Annotated in this window: 20 protein-coding genes; 13 read left to right on the forward strand and 7 right to left on the reverse strand. The window is 63.7% G+C overall.

Annotation, left to right across the window (positions count from 1 at the left end; all coding sequences use genetic code 11):
• Window positions 1-81 precede the first annotated feature (81 nt).
• From F8197_RS22170 to F8197_RS22180, 3 genes are all read left to right on the forward strand, one after another.
• On the forward strand, window positions 82-549 hold the full coding sequence (locus F8197_RS22170) for a hypothetical protein (protein WP_056137824.1): 468 nt from the start codon (window positions 82-84) through the stop codon (window positions 547-549).
• Window positions 550-706: 157 nt separating this feature from the next.
• Entirely contained in the window at window positions 707-2,914 is a 2,208-nt protein-coding gene (locus tag F8197_RS22175) for a TonB-dependent receptor domain-containing protein (protein ID WP_227012371.1), read from the forward strand.
• 24 nt (window positions 2,915-2,938) lie between these two features.
• A complete protein-coding gene (locus tag F8197_RS22180; protein WP_019923176.1) occupies window positions 2,939-3,238 on the forward strand; it encodes a hypothetical protein in 300 nt (99 codons plus the stop codon).
• 67 nt (window positions 3,239-3,305) lie between these two features.
• Here F8197_RS22180 and parC read toward each other — a convergent pair whose 3' ends face one another.
• Both parC and F8197_RS22190 read right to left on the reverse strand, forming a co-directional pair.
• Window positions 3,306-5,651, reverse strand: a complete 2,346-nt coding sequence (gene parC, locus F8197_RS22185) for a DNA topoisomerase IV subunit A (protein WP_152883691.1) — start codon at window positions 5,649-5,651, stop codon at window positions 3,306-3,308.
• 11 nt (window positions 5,652-5,662) lie between these two features.
• Complete coding sequence (locus tag F8197_RS22190; RefSeq protein ID WP_019923174.1) at window positions 5,663-7,660, reverse strand: DNA topoisomerase IV subunit B; 1,998 nt, start codon at window positions 7,658-7,660, stop codon at window positions 5,663-5,665.
• Window positions 7,661-7,892: 232 nt separating this feature from the next.
• Between F8197_RS22190 and F8197_RS22195 the strand changes: the two genes are divergently transcribed.
• Window positions 7,893-8,141: a hypothetical protein gene (locus F8197_RS22195; protein WP_227012372.1), complete on the forward strand. Its 249-nt coding sequence runs from the start codon at window positions 7,893-7,895 to the stop codon at window positions 8,139-8,141.
• Between the two features lie 13 nt (window positions 8,142-8,154).
• Window positions 8,155-8,907, forward strand: a complete 753-nt coding sequence (locus F8197_RS22200) for a TorF family putative porin (protein ID WP_152883692.1) — start codon at window positions 8,155-8,157, stop codon at window positions 8,905-8,907.
• Window positions 8,908-8,973: 66 nt separating this feature from the next.
• Here F8197_RS22200 and F8197_RS22205 read toward each other — a convergent pair whose 3' ends face one another.
• A complete protein-coding gene (locus tag F8197_RS22205; RefSeq protein WP_152883693.1) occupies window positions 8,974-9,513 on the reverse strand; it encodes a hypothetical protein in 540 nt (179 codons plus the stop codon).
• Complete coding sequence (gene dapA, locus F8197_RS22210) at window positions 9,510-10,418, reverse strand: 4-hydroxy-tetrahydrodipicolinate synthase (protein ID WP_152883694.1); 909 nt, start codon at window positions 10,416-10,418, stop codon at window positions 9,510-9,512. Before dapA ends, F8197_RS22205 begins: the two co-directional genes overlap by 4 nt.
• Before the next feature lie 292 nt (window positions 10,419-10,710).
• Here dapA and F8197_RS22215 point away from each other — a divergent pair, with 292 nt between their 5' ends.
• The 6 genes from F8197_RS22215 to kdpE all read left to right on the forward strand — a co-directional run bounded on the left by F8197_RS22215 (window position 10,711) and on the right by kdpE (window position 19,011).
• Entirely contained in the window at window positions 10,711-10,800 is a 90-nt protein-coding gene (locus tag F8197_RS22215) for a potassium-transporting ATPase subunit F (RefSeq protein WP_019923168.1), read from the forward strand.
• A complete protein-coding gene (kdpA, locus tag F8197_RS22220; RefSeq protein WP_152883696.1) occupies window positions 10,800-12,617 on the forward strand; it encodes a potassium-transporting ATPase subunit KdpA in 1,818 nt (605 codons plus the stop codon). The genes F8197_RS22215 and kdpA overlap by 1 nt, the downstream gene beginning before the upstream one ends.
• Before the next feature lie 37 nt (window positions 12,618-12,654).
• A complete protein-coding gene (gene kdpB / locus F8197_RS22225; protein ID WP_152884559.1) occupies window positions 12,655-14,766 on the forward strand; it encodes a potassium-transporting ATPase subunit KdpB in 2,112 nt (703 codons plus the stop codon).
• Window positions 14,767-14,849: 83 nt separating this feature from the next.
• Window positions 14,850-15,425 (forward strand): potassium-transporting ATPase subunit KdpC, encoded by a 576-nt coding sequence (gene kdpC / locus F8197_RS22230; RefSeq protein WP_152883697.1) that lies wholly within the window; start codon window positions 14,850-14,852, stop codon window positions 15,423-15,425.
• A 23-nt stretch (window positions 15,426-15,448) separates the two neighbouring features.
• Window positions 15,449-18,310 carry a DUF4118 domain-containing protein gene (locus F8197_RS22235; protein WP_152883699.1) on the forward strand — a complete coding sequence of 954 codons (2,862 nt, stop codon included), beginning with the start codon at window positions 15,449-15,451 and terminating at the stop codon, window positions 18,308-18,310.
• Entirely contained in the window at window positions 18,307-19,011 is a 705-nt protein-coding gene (gene kdpE, locus F8197_RS22240; RefSeq protein ID WP_152883701.1) for a two-component system response regulator KdpE, read from the forward strand. Before F8197_RS22235 ends, kdpE begins: the two co-directional genes overlap by 4 nt.
• Before the next feature lie 12 nt (window positions 19,012-19,023).
• Here the strand turns inward: kdpE and F8197_RS22245 are convergent, their stop codons facing one another.
• Genes F8197_RS22245 through F8197_RS22255 form a run of 3 tightly spaced genes read right to left on the reverse strand, consistent with a single transcriptional unit; the run spans window position 19,024 to window position 21,643 of the window.
• Entirely contained in the window at window positions 19,024-20,193 is a 1,170-nt protein-coding gene (locus tag F8197_RS22245; protein WP_152883702.1) for a VWA domain-containing protein, read from the reverse strand.
• Between the two features lie 2 nt (window positions 20,194-20,195).
• Window positions 20,196-20,789, reverse strand: coding sequence for a GNAT family N-acetyltransferase (locus tag F8197_RS22250; RefSeq protein WP_152883704.1), 594 nt, complete (start codon window positions 20,787-20,789; stop codon window positions 20,196-20,198).
• The gene (locus tag F8197_RS22255) at window positions 20,789-21,643 is read right to left on the reverse strand and encodes a MoxR family ATPase (protein WP_152883706.1); all 855 of its coding nucleotides are present in this window, start codon (window positions 21,641-21,643) and stop codon (window positions 20,789-20,791) included. The genes F8197_RS22250 and F8197_RS22255 overlap by 1 nt, the downstream gene beginning before the upstream one ends.
• Window positions 21,644-21,884: 241 nt before the next feature.
• On the opposite strand from F8197_RS22255, the gene F8197_RS22260 reads away from it, so the two are divergent.
• Window positions 21,885-22,223 (forward strand): cytochrome c, encoded by a 339-nt coding sequence (locus tag F8197_RS22260; RefSeq protein WP_056137799.1) that lies wholly within the window; start codon window positions 21,885-21,887, stop codon window positions 22,221-22,223.
• On the forward strand, window positions 22,220-22,570 hold the full coding sequence (locus F8197_RS22265; protein ID WP_152883708.1) for a cytochrome c: 351 nt from the start codon (window positions 22,220-22,222) through the stop codon (window positions 22,568-22,570). Before F8197_RS22260 ends, F8197_RS22265 begins: the two co-directional genes overlap by 4 nt.
• The last annotated feature ends 26 nt before the right edge of the window (window positions 22,571-22,596 follow it).

Here is a 22,596-nt window from a genome sequence, read left to right on the forward strand (position 1 = left end):
AAAGCGTTTAGCAGGCGGGGCCTTTGATGGTCTTGCCCACCTAAATAAGAACGTATCCAAACATAATTGAGAGGAACTATCATGAGCAAAATCGTCGCTACCCTGATCGCCGGCCTGTTCGCTACCGCTGCCTTCGCCCAAACGCCGGAAGTAACCCGCGCCCAGACCGAAGCCAATAAAGACATCGCCAAGGCCCAGCAAAAAGAAGCCAAGGTTGAAGCCAAAGCCGACAAAAAAGCCAACAAGGCTGTCAACAAGGCCGACCAGGTCCACGCTGAACAGCAAGCCAAGGTAAACACCGAAGCTGCCAAAGCCAACGAAAAAGTGGCCAAAGCCGATCCTGAAGACAAAGCCAAAGTTGCTGCCGAAGGCCAGAAAGACGTTGCCAAGGCAGTCGAGAAGGCGGAAAAGAAAACCGTGAAAGCGGACGCCAAAGCCATCAAGAAAACCGTTGACGCCACCGAAGACAAAGCGCTGGCCGCCAACAAAACCGACGCAGTGCGCGCCAAAGCCGCTGCCGACGTCAAAGAAGCCGCTGCCAAGCACTAATCTGCTGCGCGGTTAGAAGAACGGGCGCACCTGTGAAGGTGTGCCCGTTTTTTCATGTGTCTTAAGTTTCTCCTAATTAAATATTAATAATAATGATTCGCATTAAAAAATGCGCATAAAAAATATTTAACGCCATCAGGGCACTTTAGGAGAATGTATGTCCAGCAGCACCCGTCACACCGCACGTCCGTTCCATTCCGCTACAAACCCCAACCCGCACCCTGCCCGCAAGACCGCGCTGGCGCTCGCCATTGCCGTGGTCATGGCTGGTGGTTCCGTTAGTGCTGGTAGCGCCCTGGCGCAGATTGCCACCACCGGCACCATGGCCGAAGTAGTGGTATCTGCCGCCGGTTTCGAGCAGAACATCAAGGATGCGCCCGCATCGATTACCGTGATCACGCGCGCGGAACTCGAGCGCGAGCGTTTCGGCAACCTGACCCAGGCGCTCGAGAGCGTGGAGGGGATCGACGTGGGGGCGGCCAGCGACAAGACCGGCGGCATGAATATCAGCATCCGTGGCATGCCAAGCGACTACACCCTGGTATTGATCGACGGCCGCCGCCAGAACGCGGCCGGCAATGTCACGCCGAACAACTTTGGCGGCACCCAGACCAGCTTCATGCCGCCGCTGGCAGCGATCGAACGCATCGAGGTGATCCGTGGCCCAATGTCCACCCTGTACGGCTCCGACGCCATGGGCGGCGTGGTCAACATCATCACCCGCAAGGTTGGCAAAAAATGGATCGGTTCGGTGGGCGCCGACTACACGGCGCAGCAGGAGTCCGCCTTCGGCGACGTCAAGGCCGGCCGCTTCTACCTGAGCGGTCCGCTCAGCACCGACTTGCTGGGCCTGTCCTTGCGCGGCAGCACCCAGCGCCGCGACGCGGCCAACGTCACGTACTTGAACATCAACGGCGTGGAAACGCCGACCAATATGGGCGCCAACCCGGTGCGCTCGGAAGTGAACAACTACGGCGGCCGCCTGGCGTTTACGCCCAACCGCGCGCACACCATCATGCTCGACGTGGAGGCGGGGCGCCAGACCTATGACAACGCCGCCGGCCAGCTCGGCACTCTGGGCGTGCAGGGCGGTTACGGCCCCAAACAGAAGTACAACCGCGACCAGTACACGCTGTCGCACACGGGCCGCCTGGGCTGGGGCACGATCGACAGCAGCTACATGGTCAACCAGACCGAGACCATCGGCCGCACCATTCCGCCGGGTACGCCCGGTGCGGTGGCGGGCAGCGCGCGCACGCTGGAAGTGGAGAGCCGCGTGTTCGACACCAAGCTGGTACTGCCGTGGGGCAACCACATGTCCACCATCGGCGCCCAGTGGTGGCAGGCCGAGATGACCGACGGCGTGGCGCCCGCCAAGTTCGAGTTCACGCAAAAAGCGCTGTTCCTGGAAGACGAATGGCGCCTGGCCGAGACCGTGGCACTGACGCTCGGCGCGCGCTATGACGACCACAGCATCTTCGGTGGGCAGATGAGTCCGCGTGCTTACGCGGTCTGGAGCGCCACGCCCAACTGGACCGTCAAGGGCGGCGTGAGCCGTGGCTACAAGACGCCGCGCGTCGAGCAACTGTCGCCGGGCATCAACGGCTTCGGCGGCCAGGGCACGATACCGCTGGTGGGCAGCCCGGGCCTGAAGCCGGAGACCAGCACCGCCACCGAGCTGAGCGTGCACTTCGACAACCTGGCCGGCTGGACCGCCAGCGGTACCCTGTTCAACAACAAGTTCAAGGACAAGATCACCACTGGCACCGGCCTGATCAACTGCGACTATCGCCAGGCGCCGAATCGCCCCGGTTGCGTCAGCTTCGGCAACTGGCCCAATGTCGATGCGTTCGGCCAGTCGATCAACGTCGATGAGGCCGTCACGCGCGGCGCGGAATTCAACACCCGCGTGGCACTGAGCAAGACCGTCGCTGCCAGCGCCAACTACACGTACACCGACAGCGAGCAGAAAAGCGGCGCAAACGCCGGCAAGCCGCTCAGCGATACGCCCGAGCATGCGGTCAACGCGCGCGTAACGTGGGACATCACACCCGACGTCAAGAGCTGGCTGCGCGCCGAGTACCGCAGCGACCGCTTCCGCGATCCGGGCACGTCGGCGGCCACCCGCGTGGCCAAGGAAGTGCTGGGCGATTACCAGGGCTACACCATGTTGCACCTGGGCGGCAGCTACCAGCTGACCAAGGCGGTCACCCTGAACGCGGCGATTTACAACCTGCTCAACAAGGACTTCCTCGACTACCGTGCGTACCGCGCCACGCCAACCGCCAACCCCACCTACAGCAACACGTATGTGAACAGCCAGGAAGGGCGCCGACTCTGGTTGTCCGCGAACGTGGATTTTTAAGCCGGATCGCGTCTAGAATGCGGGATGACACGTAAAAATCCCGTATTTCCCGGCCCCCGCACCGCGCGCGGTGCGGTGCTGGCTGTCCTGCTATCCAACGCCGACCAGACCGGCGCCGAACCGCTGCGCGGCCGGGTGACCCTGGCTGCCATCGTGCGGACCTTGAAGCGCAAGTATCACTGGCCGATCGAAACGGCCAGCTTTCCGTCCAATAGCGCCGATGGCCGGGCGACCTGGGCGACCGTGTACACCCTGCCCGAAGACGTGATCGCAGCCGCGCTCGACGGCCGGGGCCGCGACTGGCTGCTGGCAGCATCTACTTGATTCGCTGATATAAAAAAAGCCGTCATGCCGCTGGTGCGGGATGACGGCTTGTTGCTGCGCGTTGTTGTTACACGATCGGCGTCAGTCCGCTCGGCTTGATGCGGGTGGCCAGCGCCTTGCCCTTGCGGGCGCGCTTGCCGATGTGCTCTGCCAGCCCGGACGCCGACAGCCGCACATCTTGCGGCTTGGCGCCACGGCCGATGCCGCTGACGATCACGCCTTTCTGGCTGATCGGCTTGGCCGAGACCAGCGTTTCCTTGTCCTCGAGCTCCATCACGATCACGCCGCGACCGCCATTGGTCAGCACCTTCATCTCATCGAGACCAAACACCAGCACGCGGGCATTGGCCGACAGCGCTGCCACGGCGCTCGCTTCCGGCCCCACCACCGATGGCGGCAGCGGCACGTCGCCTTCGTCCAAGGTGATAAACGATTTGCCGCCACGGATGCGGCTGACCATGTCGGCCGCCTTGGCGATGAAGCCGAAACCGGCGCTGGTGGTCAGCATCAGTTGCGTGGCGCCGCTGCCTGCGAAATAGTGCAGGATGCGCGCGCCGGTGGCCAGGTCGATCAAGGTGGTGACCGGCACGCCGTCGCCACGCGCGTTCGGCAAGGCCGCCACCGGCACCGAATACACCTTGCCGTTGCTGCCGAAGGCGAGCAGGTTGTCCACCGTGCGGCATTCGAAAGCGCCATACAGCGCATCGCCGGCCTTGAAGGTGAATTGACCGGCGTCGTGGCCCACGCCGGTGCGGGCGCGGATCCAGCCTTTTTCCGAGATGATGACGGTGACCGGTTCGTCCACCACTTTCTGTTCCACGACCGCTTTTTGTGCTTCTTCGATCACGGTACGGCGGGCATCGCCATAGGTCTTGGAATCGGTTTCGATTTCCTTGATGATCAGGCGCTTCATCGACGATGGGTTGTCGAGCAGGTCTTGCAGCGTGCCTTTTTCCTTGCGCAGTTCGGCCAGCTCTTGCTGGATCTTGATCGCTTCCAGGCGCGCCAGCTGGCGCAGGCGGATTTCCAGGATGTCTTCGGCCTGGATTTCCGACAGGCGGAAGCGCTCCATCAACGCGGACTTCGGCTCGTCCGAGTTGCGGATGATGTGGATCACCTCATCGATATTGAGCAGAATCGTCTCGCGCCCTTCCAGGATATGGATGCGCGCATCGACCTTGCCCAGCTTGAATTGCGTTCTGCGGGTGACGGTGACGAAGCGGAACTCGATCCACTCCTGCAGGATTTCGGTCAACCCTTTCTGGCGCGGCCGGCCATCGCCGCCGATCATCACCAGGTTGATCGACGCCGACGACTCGAGCGACGTGTGCGCCAGCAGCATCAGCATGAATTCGGTCTGATCCTGGTTCTTCGATTTCGGCTCGAACACCAGGCGCACCGGCGCGGCGCGGCCCGATTCGTCGCGGATGGTGTCGAGCGAATTGAGGATCAACGATTTGAGCGCCAGCTGTTCCGGCGACAGCGCCTTCTTGCCCATCTTGACCTTGGGATTGGTCAGCTCCTCGATTTCCTCGAGCACCTTTTGCGACGAGGTACCGGGCGGCAGTTCGTTGACGACCGCCTGCCACTGGCCGCGCGCCAGTTCTTCGATCTTCCAGCGCGCGCGCACCTTCATGCTGCCGCGACCGGTGGAATACATATCGCTGATCTGCGTGGCCGTCGTGATGATCTGGCCGCCGCCGGGGAAGTCGGGCCCCGGAATCAGCGCCATCAACTCGGCGTGCGAAATTTTCGGATTGCGGATCATCGCCACCGCCGCCTGTGCCACTTCGGTCAGGTTGTGCGACGGGATTTCGGTGGCCAGGCCGACCGCGATACCGGAGGCGCCGTTGAGCAGCACCATCGGCAGGCGTGCCGGCAGCAGGCTCGGTTCTTCGGTGGAGCCGTCGTAGTTGGCCTGGAAGTCCACGGTGCCGAGATTGATCTCGTCCATCAGCACCTTGGCGATCGGCGTCAATCGCGCTTCGGTATAGCGCATTGCTGCCGCGCCGTCGCCGTCGCGCGAGCCGAAGTTACCCTGGCCATCGACCAGCGGATAGCGCAGCGAAAAATCCTGTGCCATGCGCACCATGGCGTCGTACACCGACTGGTCGCCGTGCGGGTGCAATTTACCGAGCACGTCGCCGACCACGGTGGCCGATTTGCGCGGCTTGGCGGTGGAGTTCAGGCCCATTTCGTTCATCGCGTACAGGATGCGGCGCTGTACCGGCTTCTGGCCGTCGCACACGTCGGGCAGGGCGCGGCCCTTGACCACCGAGATGGCGTAATCGAGATAGGCGCGTTCGGCAAACGTGGACAGGGTCAGGGTTTCGCCGCCGTCGGTGGGGCCGCCGGGCGGCAGGGCGCCGTCCGGGTCCGGCAGCGATTCGTCAAAGAGATTTGCTTGAGTCATAGTGGTTCGTATTAGATGTCTGCTTCGGCTTCGTTGCCGTGTTCTTCGATCCAGGCGCGGCGGGCGGCGGCTTCGCCTTTACCCATCAGCATATTGAAACGTGCGGCCGAGGCGCCGTGCTCGTACTCGCCCAGGGCGACTGGCAACAGGCGGCGCGTGTCCGGGTTCATCGTGGTTTCCCACAACTGCTCGGCGTTCATCTCGCCCAGGCCCTTGAAGCGCGAGATCGACCAGGCGCCTTCTTTCAAGCCGTCCTTGCGCAGCTTGTCCTCGATCGCCACCAGTTCGCCGGCGTCGAGCGCATACAGCTTCTGGATCGGCTTCTTGCCGCGCGCCGGCGCATCGACGCGGTACAAAGGCGGGCGGGCGATGCAGATATTGCCGTTGGCGATCAGGCCCGGGAAGTGCTTGAAGAACAGCGTGAGCAGCAGGACCTGGATATGCGAGCCGTCGACGTCCGCATCGGACAGGATGCAGATTTTGCCGTAGCGCAGACCGGACAGGTCCGGGGTATCGGTGGCGTTGTGCGGATCGACGCCGATCGCCACCGAGATATCGTGGATCTCGTTGTTGGCGAACAGGCGGTCACGGTCGGTTTCCCAAGAATTCAGTACCTTGCCGCGCAGCGGCAGGATGGCCTGGAATTCCTTGTCGCGGCCCATCTTGGCCGAACCGCCTGCCGAGTCACCCTCGACCAGGAACAATTCGGTGCGGGTGACATCGGTCGATTCGCAGTCGGTCAGCTTGCCCGGCAAAACCGCCACGCCCGACGACTTTTTCTTTTCCACTTTCTGCAGCGAGCGCAGACGTGACTGCGCCTGCTTGATCACCAGCTCGGCCAGCTTTTTGCCGTAATCGACGTGGTGATTGAGCCACAGTTCAAGCGCCGGCTTGGAGTAGGTCGAAACCAGCCGCACCGCATCGCGCGAATTCAGGCGCTCCTTGATCTGGCCCTGGAATTGCGGGTCCAGCACCTTGGCCGACAACACGAACGACACGCGCGCAAACACGTCTTCGGGCAGCAATTTGACGCCTTTCGGCAGCAGCGAGTGCATCTCGACGAAGTTCTTGACGGCGCCATACAGGCCGTCGCGCAAGCCCGATTCGTGGGTGCCGCCGTTGGGGGTGGGGATCAGGTTCACGTACGATTCACGCACTACCGCGCCTTGTTCGGTCCACGCCACCACCCATGCCGCGCCTTCGCCTTCGGCAAAGCCTTCGGCGTCGGGGCCGGCGAACTGCGCGCCTTCGAACAGCGGAATCAGGGTTTCGCCATCGGTGGCTTGCGCCAGCGCTTCGGTCAGATAGCCGCGCAGGCCGTCGTTGTACTGCCAGGTCTGCGATTCGCCGGTCTTGGCATTGGTGAGCGTGACGGTCACACCGGGCAGCAGCACGGCCTTGGAGCGCAGCAGGCGCTGCAACTCGGTTTGCGAGATGGCCGGCGAGTCGAAGTACTTGGCATCGGGCCAGGCGGTGACGCGGGTGCCGGACTTTTTACCATCGCGCGGCGCGACCACGGACGTCAGCGGCTCGACCACGTCGCCATGTTCGAACACCAGGTGGTGCAGGCCGGTGCCATTGGGTTCCTTGCGCCAGACGGTGATCTCCAGGCGCTTGGACAGCGCGTTGGTGACGGAGACGCCCACGCCGTGCAAACCGCCCGAGAACGCGTACGCGCCGCCCGAACCCTTGTCGAACTTGCCGCCCGCGTGCAGTCGCGTAAACACGATTTCCACCGTCGGCACGCCTTCTTCGGGGTGCAATCCGACCGGAATACCGCGGCCGTCGTCCTCCACCGTGATGCTGCCATCGGCGTTCTGGGTGACGATGATGTTCTTGCAGTGGCCGCCCAGTGCTTCGTCCGAGGCGTTGTCGATGACTTCCTGGATGATGTGCAGCGGGTTCTCGGTGCGGGTGTACATGCCCGGGCGCTGCTTGACTGGTTCCAGGCCCTTGAGGACCCGGATGGATGATTCGCTATAGTCGGAAACTGGTTTTTTAGTGGCCATACGTGATCAAGCTGATAATGTCGATACTGGGTTTATGTGCTGGGCTTATTTACTGGGCTCATGTACTGGGTATATGTACAGCTAATTGCGCGTGTTTGCGTATTCTATCCTCAACCGGGGCAAACAGCGGCAATTTATACACGATGTTTACAAGAGGCCCCCGTCTTTTTAGACCGTTTTTACGGGCTGCCCGATAAGCTGGCTCCATCGCTTAACCCTCATCGGAGCCGCCATGAATCACTTCCCTTGCGTGATGACGCTCAAGGTCGATGCAGCATCGGTCACCCAATTGCGCCGCATGGTCACGCGCATCTGCGGCGATTCGCTCGAATTCATCCGCATCGAAATCTGCGAACACGGCACCCGCATGAAGGTGTGGCTGTGCGTGGGTGCGGCCATGGTCGCGCCGGTGATGGACGCGGTGATGCAGTCGCTGCCCGGCGCGGAGTTCGGGCGATTCACTCAGACATCCCACTACTAATAGAAAGCGCAACATGAACAAATTGATACTGGCCGCCGCATTGAGCGCTGCCCTTGCCGCCGGTACGGTGCAGGCCCAGGAAGCCGCCAAGCCCGATAACGAGGTAAGCTTCAACGCCGCCGTGGTGTCCGACTACCGCTATCGCGGCATCTCGCAAACGCGTCTGCAGCCGGCGGTGCAGGGCGGCGCCGATTACGTCAACAATCCCACCGGCTTGTATATCGGCGCCTGGGCGTCGTCGATCAAGTGGACCAAGGATGCCGGCGGTGACGGCGACGTGGAACTCGACATCTACGCGGGCAAGCGCGGGCAGGTGAGCGATGCCGTTTCCTACGACGTCGGTGTGCTCACCTATGTGTACCCGTCGAACGGCCTGAAAAATGTGGCCGGCTTTGTCAACGCCGACACCACCGAGGTGTATGGCCAGTTGGGCGTCGGCCCCGCGTACGTCAAATACTCGCACGCGGTAACCAACCTGTTCGGCTTCGTGGACAGCAAGAACAGCGGCTATCTCGACGTGGGCGCCAATATCGAGGCAGGCGAAGGTTTTATCATCAACCTGCACGCCGGCCACCAGAAGGTGAAGAACAACGAAGCGGCCGACTACACCGACTGGAAAGTGGGCGCGACCAAAGAATTCGGCATCGTCACCGGTGCGCTGGCCGTGGTGGGGACGAACGCCAGCAAGACGGCGTATGCGTCGCCGGCCAACGGCAAGTTCACCGGCAAGACCGCGCTGGTACTCACGATCAGCAAGACCTTCTGATCAGCGTACTTTCCTTCCTCGGGCCGGTCGGGTAATACCCGCCCGGCCCGCTTTTTTATCTATTGCTTATCTGTTGCTGAATACCTGGCGATACAAATGGCGCACCTCGGGCGCGCACAGCACGTTGGCGGTCTTGTAGGCATCCGCCTCGAAGGCGCTGTGGTGTGAATGATAGGTGTCGTGGTCGAGTACTAAAGTGTCGGCCAGGCGCGCGCCGGGCAGTTGCGCCACGAACACCAGCAGGCACCCGGTCTGGTGCGGCGTGAGCGGTTCGCTGCCGTGGGCCACGGTGACCAGCATCCGCGCGCCGGGGTTGGCCGCGCTGGCGGCGCGCAGGCGGGCCAGCAGCGGTGCGTGGTTCTGGTGTTCGAGGTCGGCGCGGCGCAGCAGCGCGACGATGACAGCGGCGCCGGCTAGCGACGTCCCATCACGCGAGGCATCGATCACCAGGTCGTCGTAGAGCTGGGGATCGTAGGCGCAGGGTTCGGGGCAGACCAGCAGCACGCGGTTGCCGGCGGCTACCCGCAGCAGCGCCAGTTCCTCGGCCAGGTCGGAGACGGCGTGGTTGCCATCGTGTTCGGTGTTACCGGTGAGTGCGACGATCATGCGGTTACCTCCTCGTGGCGATGATACGCCGGTATGGCGTCCAGCGCCGCCAGCGCGGCGGCCAATTGGGTGCGGCAGCTATCGCTGGCTGGCGTCATGGGCAGGCGCAGCTCGTCGCGCAGCAATCCCTGCATCGCCAGCGCTGCTTTCAGGGGCGCGGGATTGGGTTCCGAGAACAGCAGGCGGATCACCGGCAGCAGGTGGTCGAACACGGTCATGGCCTCGGCCAGGTGGCCGGCGTGGACCAGGTCGTAGATTTGCACGAACAGGTCGACGCGGATGTGGGCCGAGGCGGAAATGGCGCCCTGACCGCCGGCGCACAGGGCCGCGAACAGTAGCGCATCGTCGCCGCACAGCATGACCAGCGGCGTGTGGCGTACCAGTTCTTCCATCCGTTGCAGGCTGCCGCCGGCTTCCTTGATGGCGGCAAATTGCGGGCGTTGCGCCAGCGTGCGCGCGGTGGTCAGTTCCAGGTTCACGCCCGTGCGCGCCGGCACGTTGTACAGCACGATGGGGCGATCGGTGGCGTCGGCGATCGTCTCGAAATGGCGCAGCAGGCCTTCCTGCGATGGCCGCACGTAGGCGGGCGTGGCGACCAGGTAGCCGGCCAGCTCAGTGTCGTCGAACTCGCGGACCTTGGCGGCGGCGGCATGGGTGTCGCTGCCACCCACGCCCATCAGGACCGGACAGCGACGGTGCGCCGTTTCCAGCACTGCCGACAGCACGGCCGATTGCTCGGCCAGGTCCAGCTGCGGCGCCTCGCCGGTGGTGCCGCAGACGACCAGGCCGTGGGCGCCGCCGGCGATCAGGCGGTCGGCCAGCGTCTGCAGGCGGTGCAAGTCGATCTCGCCGTGGTCCATGGGCGTGGCCAGCGGCACCCAGATGCCGCGAAACGAAGTATTCATGATCTTTACAGGTGGTGGAAGACAGGTCCAGCCTATGCCGGCGCCCGTAAAAATGGTCTAAAGAGTCGCCACGCACTCGTAAACAAACCGTAAAAGACGGCGATTTTTACGGTTTGTTTACACCGGCCACCGAAGTCTTTACAAAATCTTTAGACCCCTGCCGCTAACCTTTCATCCATCAAAACAAGACCTTCGAGGGTGTGATGGATTTTATATTTATGGGTGTGATCGTGGCCTTTACCGCCGCGATCTGGGCGATGGCCGCCGGCTGCGACAAGCTGGGAGGCCAGCCATGAGCATCTTTTATCTGATTGGCGGCATCGCGTCCGCCGGGCTGCTGGTGTACCTGGTGCTGGCGCTGCTCAAAGCGGAGGAACTGTGATGACCACCCAATCGATACTGCTGCTGGTCGCCTTCCTGGCCGTGCTGCTGGCGCTGGCCTGGCCGCTGGGCGTGCTGCTGGCGCGCGTAGGCGATGGCTCACGTGTGCCCGGCATGGGCTGGCTCGGTGGCGCGGAGCGCCTGCTGTACCGCGCCGCCGGCATCGCCGATAAAGAAGGCCAGCCGCAGGGCCAGGGCTGGAAAGCCTATGCCGTCGCGCTGTTGACATTCAATGCCCTCGGCGCCGTCGCAGTCTATGGTCTGCAACGCCTGCAAGCCTTCCTGCCGCTCAATCCCCAGGGCCTGGCCAATGTCAGCCCGGATTCGGCCTTCAATACCGCAGTCAGCTTCGTCGCCAATACCAACTGGCAGGGATACAGTGGCGAGCAGACCATGAGCTACCTGACCCAGATGCTGGTGCTCACCGGCCAGAACTTCTTCTCGGCCGCCACCGGCATCGCCGTGTGCTATGCGCTGATACGCGGCTTCTCGTCGCGCTCGACCAAATCGATCGGTAACTTCTGGGCCGACGTCACCCGTTCGACCCTGTACGTGCTGCTGCCGTTGTCCGTGATCCTGGCGGTCTTCCTGGCCGGACAGGGCGTAATCCAGAACTTTTCGGCATATAAACAAGTGCAGTTGATCGAACCGGTCACGTACACCCAGCCAAAAGTGGACGCCGACAACCAGCCGCTCAAGGATGCCAAGGGCGAACCGGTCACCGAAACCCTGACCACCAGCACGCAAACCCTGGCCATGGGCCCGGTGGCGTCACAGGAAGCGATCAAGATGCTGGGTACCAACGGCGGCGGCTTCTTCAACGCCAATTCGGCCCATCCGTATGAAAACCCGACCGCACTGACCAACTTCGTGCAGATGCTGGCGATCTTCCTGATTCCGGCCGGCCTGTGCTTCGCGTTCGGCCGCATGGTCGGCGACCGCCGCCAGGGCTGGGCGGTGCTCGGCGCGATGACGGTGCTGTTCGTCGCCGCCACGCTGGTGGTGATGGGCGCCGAACAGCAGGTCCACCCCGCGCTGCAGGCGCTCAATATCGACCAGGTAGCCAGCACCCTGCAATCGGGCGGCAATATGGAAGGCAAGGAGACGCGCTTCGGCATCAGCGCCTCCACCCTGTTTGCGGCAGTGACCACTGCTGCCTCGTGCGGCGCCGTCAATGCCATGCACGATTCGTTCACGCCGCTCGGTGGCATGATCCCGATGGTGCTGATGCAGTTCGGCGAAGTGATTTTCGGCGGCGTCGGTTCTGGCCTGTACGGCATGCTGATCTTCGCCATCCTGGCCGTGTTCATTGCCGGCCTGATGATCGGCCGCACGCCGGAATACCTGGGCAAGAAAATCCAGGCCTACGAAATGAAGATGACGTCGATCGCCATCCTGGTCACGCCGACGCTGGTGCTGGCCGGTACCGCGCTGGCAGTGATGACCGACGCGGGCCGCGCCGGCATCCTCAACCCCGGCGCCCACGGTTTCTCGGAGGTGCTGTATGCCCTGAGCTCCGCCGCCAACAACAACGGCAGCGCCTTTGCCGGCCTGTCCGCCAACACGCCGTTCTATAACACCTTGCTGGCGGTGGCCATGTGGTTTGGCCGCTTTGCCGTGATCGTGCCGATCCTGGCGGTGGCCGGTTCGCTGGCCGGCAAGCAGCGCCTTGGCGCCAACGCCGGCACCATGCCCACCCACGGCCCGATGTTCATCGGCCTGTTGATCGGCGTGGTGGTGCTGGTCGGCGTGCTCAATTACGTGCCGGCGCTGGCGCTCGGTCCCGTGGTTGAACACTTGCAGATGTTTGCTCATTAATTCGCAGGATCTCATCATGTCAACGACTCCAAAAGAAATGACGCTATTTACGAACCCCGCCAATCCAGCGCCTAAAAAACTGCGCCTGTTCGACAGCGAACTGCTGCTGCCGGCGATTGCCGACTCGTTCAAAAAACTCAGCCCTGCCACCCAGGTGCGCAGCCCGGTGATGTTCGTGGTGTATGTCGGCAGCATCATCACCACCTTGTTGTACCTGCAGGCGCTGTTCGGCCAGGGCGAGGCGCCGGCCGGTTTCATCCTGGCGATCTCGGTCTGGCTGTGGTTCACGGTGCTGTTTGCGAACTTTGCCGAGGCGCTGGCCGAAGGCCGCAGCAAGGCGCAAGCCGCGTCGCTGCGCAACCTCAAGCAAACCGTGAGCGCCAAGAAGCTGGCCTCGCCCAAGTACGGCACCACCTGGCTGCCGCAGCCGGCCACCGACCTGCGCAAGGGCAATTACATCCTGGTGGAAGCCGGTGACGTGATTCCGATCGACGGCGAAGTGATCGAAGGCGTGGCCTCGGTCGACGAAAGCGCGATCACCGGCGAATCGGCGCCCGTGATCCGCGAGTCGGGCGGCGACTTTTCGTCGGTCACCGGCGGCACCCGCGTGCTGTCGGACTGGCTGGTGGTCAAGGTTACCGTCAATCCGGGCGAGACGTTCCTCGACCGCATGATCTCGATGGTGGAAGGCGCCAAGCGCCAGAAAACCCCGAACGAGATCGCGCTGACGATCCTGCTGGTGGCGCTGACCATCGTGTTCCTGATCGTGACGATTACCCTGCTGCCGTTCTCGCTGTTCTCGGTGCAGGCGGCACAATCGGGCACGCCGGTCTCCATCACGGTGCTGATCGCGCTGCTGGTGTGCCTGATTCCGACCACGATCGGCGGCCTGCTGTCGGCCATCGGCGTGGCCGGCATGAGCCGCATGATGCAGGCCAACGTGATCGCCACGTCGGGCCGCGCGGTGGAAGCGGCGGGCGACGTCGATGTGCTGATGCTCGATAAAACCGGCACCATCACGCTCGGCAACCGCCAGGCATCGAGCTTCGTGCCGGCGCCCGGCGTGACCGAGCAGCAGCTGGCCGATGTGGCGCAACTGGCGTCGCTGGCCGACGAAACCCCGGAAGGGCGCAGCATCGTGGTGCTGGCCAAGCAGAAGTTCAACATCCGCGAACGCGAGATGGCGTCGTTGAATGCCGTGTTCGTGCCGTTCACCGCGCAAACCCGCATGAGCGGTGTCGATATCGGGATCGGCCCTGATGCGAGGGCCGTGCGCAAAGGCGCGGCCGACAGCGTGCGCCGCTACGTCGAGTCGCTCGGCCAGCCCAATGCCTACCCGGCCGAAGTGGGCCGCGCCGTGGACGATATCTCGCGCCGGGGCAGCACGCCGCTGGTGGTCACCGACGGTGGCCGCGTGATGGGTGTGGTGGAATTGAAGGACATCGTCAAGGGCGGCATCAAGGAGCGATTCGGTGAACTGCGCCGCATGGGCATCAAGACCGTGATGATCACCGGCGACAACCAGCTGACCGCCGCCGCGATTGCCGCCGAAGCGGGCGTGGACGACTTCCTGGCCGAAGCCACGCCGGAAGACAAATTAAAGCTGATCCGCAAATACCAGGCCGAAGGCCGCCTGGTGGCGATGACCGGCGACGGCACCAACGACGCCCCGGCGCTGGCGCAGGCCGACGTGGCGGTGGCGATGAACTCGGGCACGCAGGCTGCCAAGGAGGCTGGCAACATGGTCGATCTCGATTCGAATCCGACCAAGCTGCTCGAAATCGTCGAAATCGGCAAGCAGATGCTGATGACGCGCGGCGCGCTGACCACGTTCTCGATCTCGAACGACATCGCCAAGTACTTCGCCATCATCCCGGCGGCGTTCGTGGGCACGTATCCGCAACTGAAGGCGCTCGATGTGATGCAGCTGGCCAGCCCGTCGTCGGCGATCATGTCGGCGGTGATTTTCAATGCGCTGATTATCGTGGTGCTGATCCCGCTGGCGCTCAAGGGCGTCAAGTACCGGGCCATCGGCGCGGTGGCGCTGCTGCGCCGCAACCTGCTGCTGTATGGGCTGGGCGGGATCGTTTTGCCGTTCGTGGGTATCAAATTGATTGATATGGTGCTGGCGATGCTGCACCTCGTATAACCATGATCACTGCCCGCTGACTTGTCATCCCCGCGTTCGCGAGGATGACGGGGCTAACGGTAACTAAACTAACTGGAATACCTATGACCTCCCACTTCCGTCCCGCCGTCGTCATCTTCGGCGCCCTCACCATTCTTTGCGGCGTGCTGTACCCGCTCGCCGTCTCCGGCGTCGCCGCCACCGTGTTTCCGTCCCAGGCTGCGGGCAGCCTGGTCGAGGTTGACGGCAAAACCGTCGGCTCGTCGCTGATCGGCCAGTCCTTCAGCTCACCGAAGTACTTCTGGGGCCGTCCGTCGGGTACCGGTCCGATGCCCAACAACGGCGCCGGTTCGTCCGGCACCAACCTTGGTCCCACCAACGCGGCGCTGATCGATGCCGTCAAAGGCCGTATCGAGGCCCTCAAGGCGGCCGATCCCGGCAACACCCAGACGATTCCCGTGGACCTGGTCACCGCGTCGGCCAGCGGCCTCGATCCCGAGATCAGCCCGGCTGCCGCCCGCTACCAGGCTGCGCGCGTGGCCGCCGCCCGCCAGTTCAACACCAACCAGGTGCTGGCGCTGATCGAGCAGCACACGCGGCCGCAATACTTCGGCTTTTTCGGCGAGCCGCGCGTGAATGTACTGGCGCTGAACCTGGCGCTCGACCAGACCGGCCGTTGATCAATCCAAGGTAGAATCGCCGCATGTCCATCCCCCACGATAGTTCGCGCCCCGATCCCGACGCCTTGCTGGCGCAAGTCCAGGCGGGGGAGCGGCGCGCCGCGCGCGGTAAGCTGCGCATTTATTTCGGCGCGTCGGCCGGTGTGGGCAAGACTTACGCCATGCTGGCTGCCGCCCGCAAGCTGCAAGCCGACGGACATGCGGTGCTGGTCGGCGTGGTGGAAACCCATGGCCGCAGCGAGACCGCCGCCATGCTGGCCGGCCTCGACGTGCTGCCGCCGCGCGCGGTCGAACATCGTGGCCGCACGCTCGCCGAATTCGATCTCGACGCCGCGCTGGCGCGCCATCCGCCGCTGATCCTGGTGGACGAACTGGCACATTCCAACGCGCCCGGTTCGCGCCATCCCAAGCGCTGGCAGGACGTGGAAGAGCTGCGCGACGCCGGTATTGACGTGCTGACCACCGTCAACGTCCAGCACCTGGAAAGCCTCAACGACGTGGTGGGCGGCATCACCGGCATCCGCGTGGGCGAGACCGTGCCCGACACCGTGTTCGACCAGGCCGACGAGGTGGTGCTGGTCGATCTGCCGGCCGACGAACTGCTGGCGCGCCTGAAGGCCGGCAAGGTGTACCAGGCGCCGCAGGCCGAGCGGGCGTCGAAAAACTTCTTCCGCAAGGGGAACCTGATCGCGCTGCGCGAGCTGGCGCTGCGCCGCACCGCCGACCGCATCGAGGACGACGTCCGCGCCTACCGCGTGGAGCAGTCGATTGCCGACATCTGGAAAACCGGCGCCGCGCTGCTGGCGTGCGTGGGACCAAATCCGGGCGCCGAACACACGGTGCGCAGCACGGCGCGCCTGGCCGGCCAGCTCGGTACCGACTGGCACGCGATCTACGTGGAGACGCCGGCGCTGCAAAAGCTGCCGGCCGCACGACGCGAGCAGATCCTGCGCACACTGAAGCTGGCTGAGGACCTGGGCGCCACCACTGCCGTGGTGCCGGGCCGCGACGTGGCGCTGGCGGCGGTGGAATATGCACGTAGCCACAACCTGTCCAAGTTCGTACTGGGCCGTTCGCGGTCGTCGCTGCCGTGGCAAACCCCGCACATCAAGCGGCTGGCCCGCTATGCGCCGGACCTCGACCTGGTCGAAATCGGCGCTGCCAGCATCGACACACCGGCGGGTGCACGTGCCGCCAGCACCGGCAGCGCGTGGGGCGCCGATGCCACGGCCGACGCCGACCTCGACCCCGGTGGCCGCGAGGACGGCTACGGCGAGCGCGGCGACCTACGCGTGCCCGGTGCAGCGCGCCTGCCGTGGCACCAGCAGCGCGCCACCGGCTATGCCGTCGCTGTCGCAGCCAGCTTCGCCATCGCACTGGCCGCCATGCCGCTGCTGGCCTGGCTGGACCTGGCCAATATCGCCATGCTGTTCCTGCTCGGCGTGCTGCTCACGGCCGTGCGGTTCGGACGTGGGCCGTCGGTGGTGGCTACTTGCGTAAGCGTGGCTTGTTTCGACTTTTTCTTTGTTTCTCCGCGCTTCGACTTTGCCGTGTCGGACTTCCAGTATGTGATCACCTTCGTGGTGATGCTGGCCGTGGGCCTGATCACCGGCCATTTGACGTCAGGTCTGCGCTTCCAGGCGCGAGTGGCGGCGCAGCGCGAGAAGCGTTCACGCGCGCTGTACGAGTTTGCCCGCGAACTGTCGGGCGCCCTGCAAACGGAACAGATCTTCGACACCACGCGCCGCTTCATCGAAAACGCCTTCCGTGCCCGCGCCATCTTGCTGCTGCCCGACGCCGACGGCCGCCTGCTGCCCCCGCCGGCCGGCATGGTGCTCGATATCGGCATCGCCCAGTGGGCCTTCGACAACGCCGAAAGCGCGGGCCTGGGCACCGATACCCTGCCGGCCAGCGCCCTGTTCTATTTACCGTTGGTGGCACCGATGCGCACCCGGGGCGTGCTGGCGATTGCGCCGCTGCGCCAGCGCTGGCTCCTGATCCCCGAACAACGCCAGCAGCTCGACACCTTTGCTGCGCTGGCCGCGATTGCACTCGAGCGCGTGCACTACATCGAGGTGGCGCAGAATGCGCTGGTCAACATGGAGTCCGAGCGGCTGCGTAATTCACTGCTGGCGGCGCTGTCGCACGATGTGCGCACGCCGCTGACGTCGCTGGTGGGCCTGTCCGAATCGCTGGCCGGCGCCAAACCGCCGCTGCCCGACCCCCAGCGCGAGGTGGCCGAGGCGCTGCACGACGAGGCGCTGCGCATGAGCGCCATGGTGGCCAATCTGCTCGACATGGCGCGCATTCAGAGCGGCGAAGTGAAATTCAACCTGCAATGGCAGCCGCTCGAAGAAGTGGTGGGCAGCGCCTTGCGCGCCAGCGGTTCGCAATTGACCGGCCACCACGTGCGCACCGAGTTGCCCAAGGACTTGCCGCTGCTGCGCTACGACGCCGTGCTGATCGAGCGGGTGCTGGCCAACCTGGTGGAAAACGCCGCCAAGTATACGCCGCCCGGATCGACCATTGAAATTGGCGCTGCGCTGCATGGCCAGTGGATCAATATCACCGTCGCCGACGACGGCCCCGGCTTGCCGCCGGGCCGCGAGGAAGCGATCTTTGAAAAATTTACGCGGGGCGAGCGCGAATCGGCCAAGCCGGGCGTGGGCCTGGGGCTGGCGATCTGTCGCGCCATCGTGGAGGCGCACGGCGGCCGCATCAGCGCCGCCGCGCACGCGTCACCATTGGGCGGCGCCGCCTTCACCTTTACCCTGCCATTGGGCACACCGCCGGCCATGCCGGAGCTGGAGCCTGAACCAGAGCCGGAATCGGAGCCAAAACCAGCCCCGGAACCGGAGCAGAAACACAAGCCGGAGCGCGCATGACGGACCATATCACCACACCCACCGCCTTACTGGTGGAAGACGAACCGCAAATCCGCCGCTTCGTGCGCGCCGCGCTGGAAGAGGAGGGCTGGCAGGTGTTCGAATCGGCCACGCTGCAACGGGGCCTGATCGACGCCGGCACCCGCAAGCCGGACCTGATCGTGCTCGACCTGGGTCTGCCCGACGGCGACGGCATCGACTTCGTGCTGGACTTGCGCAAATGGTCCACGGTGCCGGTGATCGTGCTCTCCGCCCGGGTCAACGAAGCGGACAAGATCCGCGCGCTCGATGCCGGCGCCGACGATTATTTAACCAAGCCGTTCGGCGTGGGGGAACTGCTGGCCCGGGTGCGCGCGACCCTGCGCCGCCAGCGCCAGCCGGCGGCCAGCCAGGACGGCCTGATCGCGTTCGGCGACGTGGCCGTGGATTTGCAAAACCGCCGCGTGACTCGCGGCGGAGAAAACGTGCACCTGACGCCCACCGAGTACCGTTTGCTGGCGGTGCTGGTGGCCAACGCGGGCCGGGTGATGACCAACCCGCAGCTGTTGCGCGCCGTGTGGGGGCCGTCGCAGTCGGAGAACGGCCACTACCTGCGCATCTACATGGGCCACCTGCGGCACAAGCTCGAAGCAGATCCGACGCAGCCGAAGTTCTTGCTGACCGAGACGGCGGTCGGCTACCGCTTGCAGCTGCCGGCTTAGTTAATTGCCCCGCTACTTGCTCAACGCCCGCATCGCCCGCTCCAGTCCATCGATGGTAATCGGATACATGCGGTTGTTCATCAACTGGCGGATGATGGCGATCGATTGCCGGTACTGCCACAACCCTTCCGGCTCGGGATTCAACCACGCGAACTTCGGAAACGCGTTGGTAAAGCGCGTGAGCCACTCGCTGCCGGCTTCCTTGTTGTTGTACTCGACCGAACCGCCCGGGTGCAGCACCTCGTAAGGACTCATGGTGGCGTCACCAACGAAAATCAGCTTGGTGTCGGGCGGGTACTTGCGCAGGATGTCCCAGGTATCAAAGCGCTCGGACTGGCGGCGGCGGTTGTTCTTCCACACGAAGTCGTACACGCAGTTGTGGAAGTAATAGAACTCCATGTTCTTGAATTCGGTGCGCGACGCTGCAAACAGTTCCTCGGTGCGCTCGATATGGTCGTCCATCGAACCGCCCACGTCGAACAGCATCAGCACCTTGATGTTGTTCTTGCGCTCCGGCTGCATTTTCAGATCGAGGAAGCCGGCGTTGCTGGCCGTGGCGTGGATGGTGGCGTCGAGCGCCAGTTCCTCGTGTGCGCCTTCGCGCGCAAACTTGCGCAGCCGGCGCAGCGCCACCTTGATGTTGCGGGTGCCGATTTCGCGCTCGCCGTCGTAGTCCTTGAACGCGCGTTCTTCCCACACCTTGACCGCCGTGCGGTTGCCGCCCTTGCCGCCGATGCGGATGCCTTCCGGGTTGGTGCCGCCGTGGCCGAACGGCGACGTGCCGCCGGTGCCGATCCATTTGCTGCCGCCTTCATGGCGCTCTTTCTGCTCTTTTAACAGTTCGGCCAGCCGGTCCATCAGCTTGTCGTAGCCGAATTTTTCCAGCTGCGCCCTTTGCTCGTCGGTCAGCTCGCGCTTCATCCGCTGCAGCAGCCAGTCGAGCGGAATCTGGCTTTTCTCGTCGAAGTTGGCGGCGATGCCCTTGAAGTACAGGCCGAAGGCGCGGTCGAACTTGTCGTAGTGGGCTTCGTCCTTCACCAGCGTCAGGCGCGCCAGGTAGTAAAAATCGTCGAGCGAGGTGTCGATGACATTCTTTTGCAGCGCCTCGAGCAGCGTCAGGAACTCCTTGATCGACACCGGGATTTTGGCGTCCTTCAAAGTGAAGAAGAAATCGATCAGCATGTTTAACTCCGGCCGTGGCGCGCGAGCCGGTACAGCAACTGGGCCTTGATCTCGGGCCATTCGCCGGCAACGATGCTGTACATGACGGTGTCGCGCACGGTGCCGTCGCGGCGCACGGCGTGGTGGCGCAGCACGCCGTCCTTCTTGGCGCCCAGGCGTTCGATGGCGGCCTGCGATGCGTGGTTGAAGTTATCGGTGCGCAGGCCGACCAGCGCCGCGCCCAGCGTTTCGAACGCGTACGTCAGGAGCAGCAGCTTGCAGGTGGTATTGACGTGCGTGCGCTGCCGGCTTTTGGCGTACCAGGTGTAGCCGATTTCGAGACGGCCGATGGCGGGCACGATGTCGTGGTAGCTGGTGGTGCCGATGACGGCGCCGGTGGCGGCATCGACCACGGCAAACGCCAGCCGGCTGCCGCGCATCTCGTACGCTTTGAAAATATAGCCGTCAACGTCGTGCGGTTCGGGTACGGAGGTCACGCGCAGCGTCCACAGTTCGCCGTCGGTGGCTGCTGCGCGCAGGCCTTCGGCGTGGTGCGGCGCCAGTGGTTCGAGGCGCACGCCGTGCAGTTCCAGGGTGACGGGAGCGATTTCTTTCATCAGCGGTTGGTCCTTGCCATTTGCACCAGGCGCTGGAACAGGTGCACGTCCTGCTCGTTTTTCAGCAGGGCGCCATGCAGCGGCGGCACGCTGGCCTTGTGGTCGGTGCCGTGCAGTTCTTCGGGGGAGATGTCCTCGGCCATCAGGAGTTTGAGCCAGTCGAGGAATTCGGACGTCGATGGCTTTTTCTTCAGGCCCGGCACGTCGCGCACCGCGTAAAAGGTTTGCAGGGCCTGCGCCAGCAGCTCTTTTTTCAAATTCGGGTAGTGCACTTCGACGATGCGCGCCATGGTGTCGCGGTCGGGGAACTGGATGTAGTGGAAAAAGCAGCGCCGCAGGAAGGCGTCGGGCAATTCCTTTTCGTTGTTGGACGTGATGATCACCAGCGGCCGGTGCACGGCGCGCACCATCTCGCGCGTTTCGTACACGTAGAACTCCATGCGGTCGAGTTCGCGCAGCAAGTCGTTGGGGAATTCGATGTCGGCCTTGTCGATCTCGTCGATCAGCAGCACCACCGGTTCCGGCGCCGTGAAGGCCTGCCACAGTACGCCCTTGACGATGTAGTTCTGGATGTCGCGTACGCGCTCGTCGCCCAGTTGCGAGTCGCGCAGGCGCGAGACGGCGTCGTATTCGTACAGGCCCTGCTGGGCCTTGGTGGTGGACTTAATGTGCCACTGCATCAGCGGCATGTCGAGCGCGGCGGCCACTTCTTCGGCCAGCATGGTTTTGCCGGTGCCGGGCTCACCTTTGATCAGCAGCGGACGCTGCAAGGTGAGGGCGGCGTTGACCGCCAGTTTGAGGTCGGCGGTGGCGACGTACTGGTCGGAACCTTCAAAGCGGGGAGTGGCTTGCATGCGTGGGTCTCGGGGTGTGGACGATGGGGCCAAGTATAGTGGAGAAAGGGACTGGCGCGCTTTACGCTGCACTGCAAAAGACAGCGCCGCCGGTGTTGTTTCCAGCGACGATACTGTGTAGCTTTGTCAAATTTGTTAGGTTAGAATCCCTGCACTGGTAGTGCAAAAGTCAAGTTTCGCTTTCGGCAGTAGGTTCTGAATACGCGCAGCAGCTGCGTCGATTACCCACCTAGCAAAGACCATGAAAAAAATCACAGCACTACTTGTCTTAGTCAGCTTCACCCAAGTGGGCACGGCGGCGGAAATCGTGGGCAATGCCCAGGCCGCCAAAGCGAAGATCGAAATGTGCATCGGTTGTCATGGCATTCCTGGCTACAAGGCCACCTTCCCGGAAGTTTACCAAGTGCCGATGATCGGCGGGCAGGGCGCCAAATACATCGAGGCGGCGTTGCAAGCGTACAAAAAAGGTGACCGCAAGCATCCGAGCATGCGCGGCATTGCCGCCAGCCTGTCTGACCAGGACATTGCCGACGTCGCCGCATTCTATGCGCAGCAAACCAGGGCCGGGAGCGCAAAATGAATCATCTCAAAGCTTTAGTTGTGGCGCTCGTTTGCGGCGCCATCTCCATGACGGCCCAGGCCGCCGGTAACGTGGCCAACGGCAAGGCGCTGGCCGACAAGTACAACTGCTTCACTTGCCACGGCAAGGACTACAACACGCCGCTCGATCCCAGCTACCCGAAACTGGCCGGCCAGCACCGCGACTACCTCGAACATGCACTGGTCGCCTACAAGCGCGGCGATGGCGCCTATGGCCGCAACAACGCCATCATGACGGGCCAGGTCAAGCCGCTGAGCAACAAGGACATCAAGGATCTGGCTGCTTACCTGCATAGTTTGCCAGGCACGATGGCCGTCCACCGCTGACCGATTGACGCTCCTGAGAGCCACGC

Source organism: Duganella sp. FT27W (assembly GCF_009295655.1).
GTDB classification, from domain to species: Bacteria; Pseudomonadota; Gammaproteobacteria; order Burkholderiales; family Burkholderiaceae_D; genus Rugamonas; species Rugamonas zoogloeoides.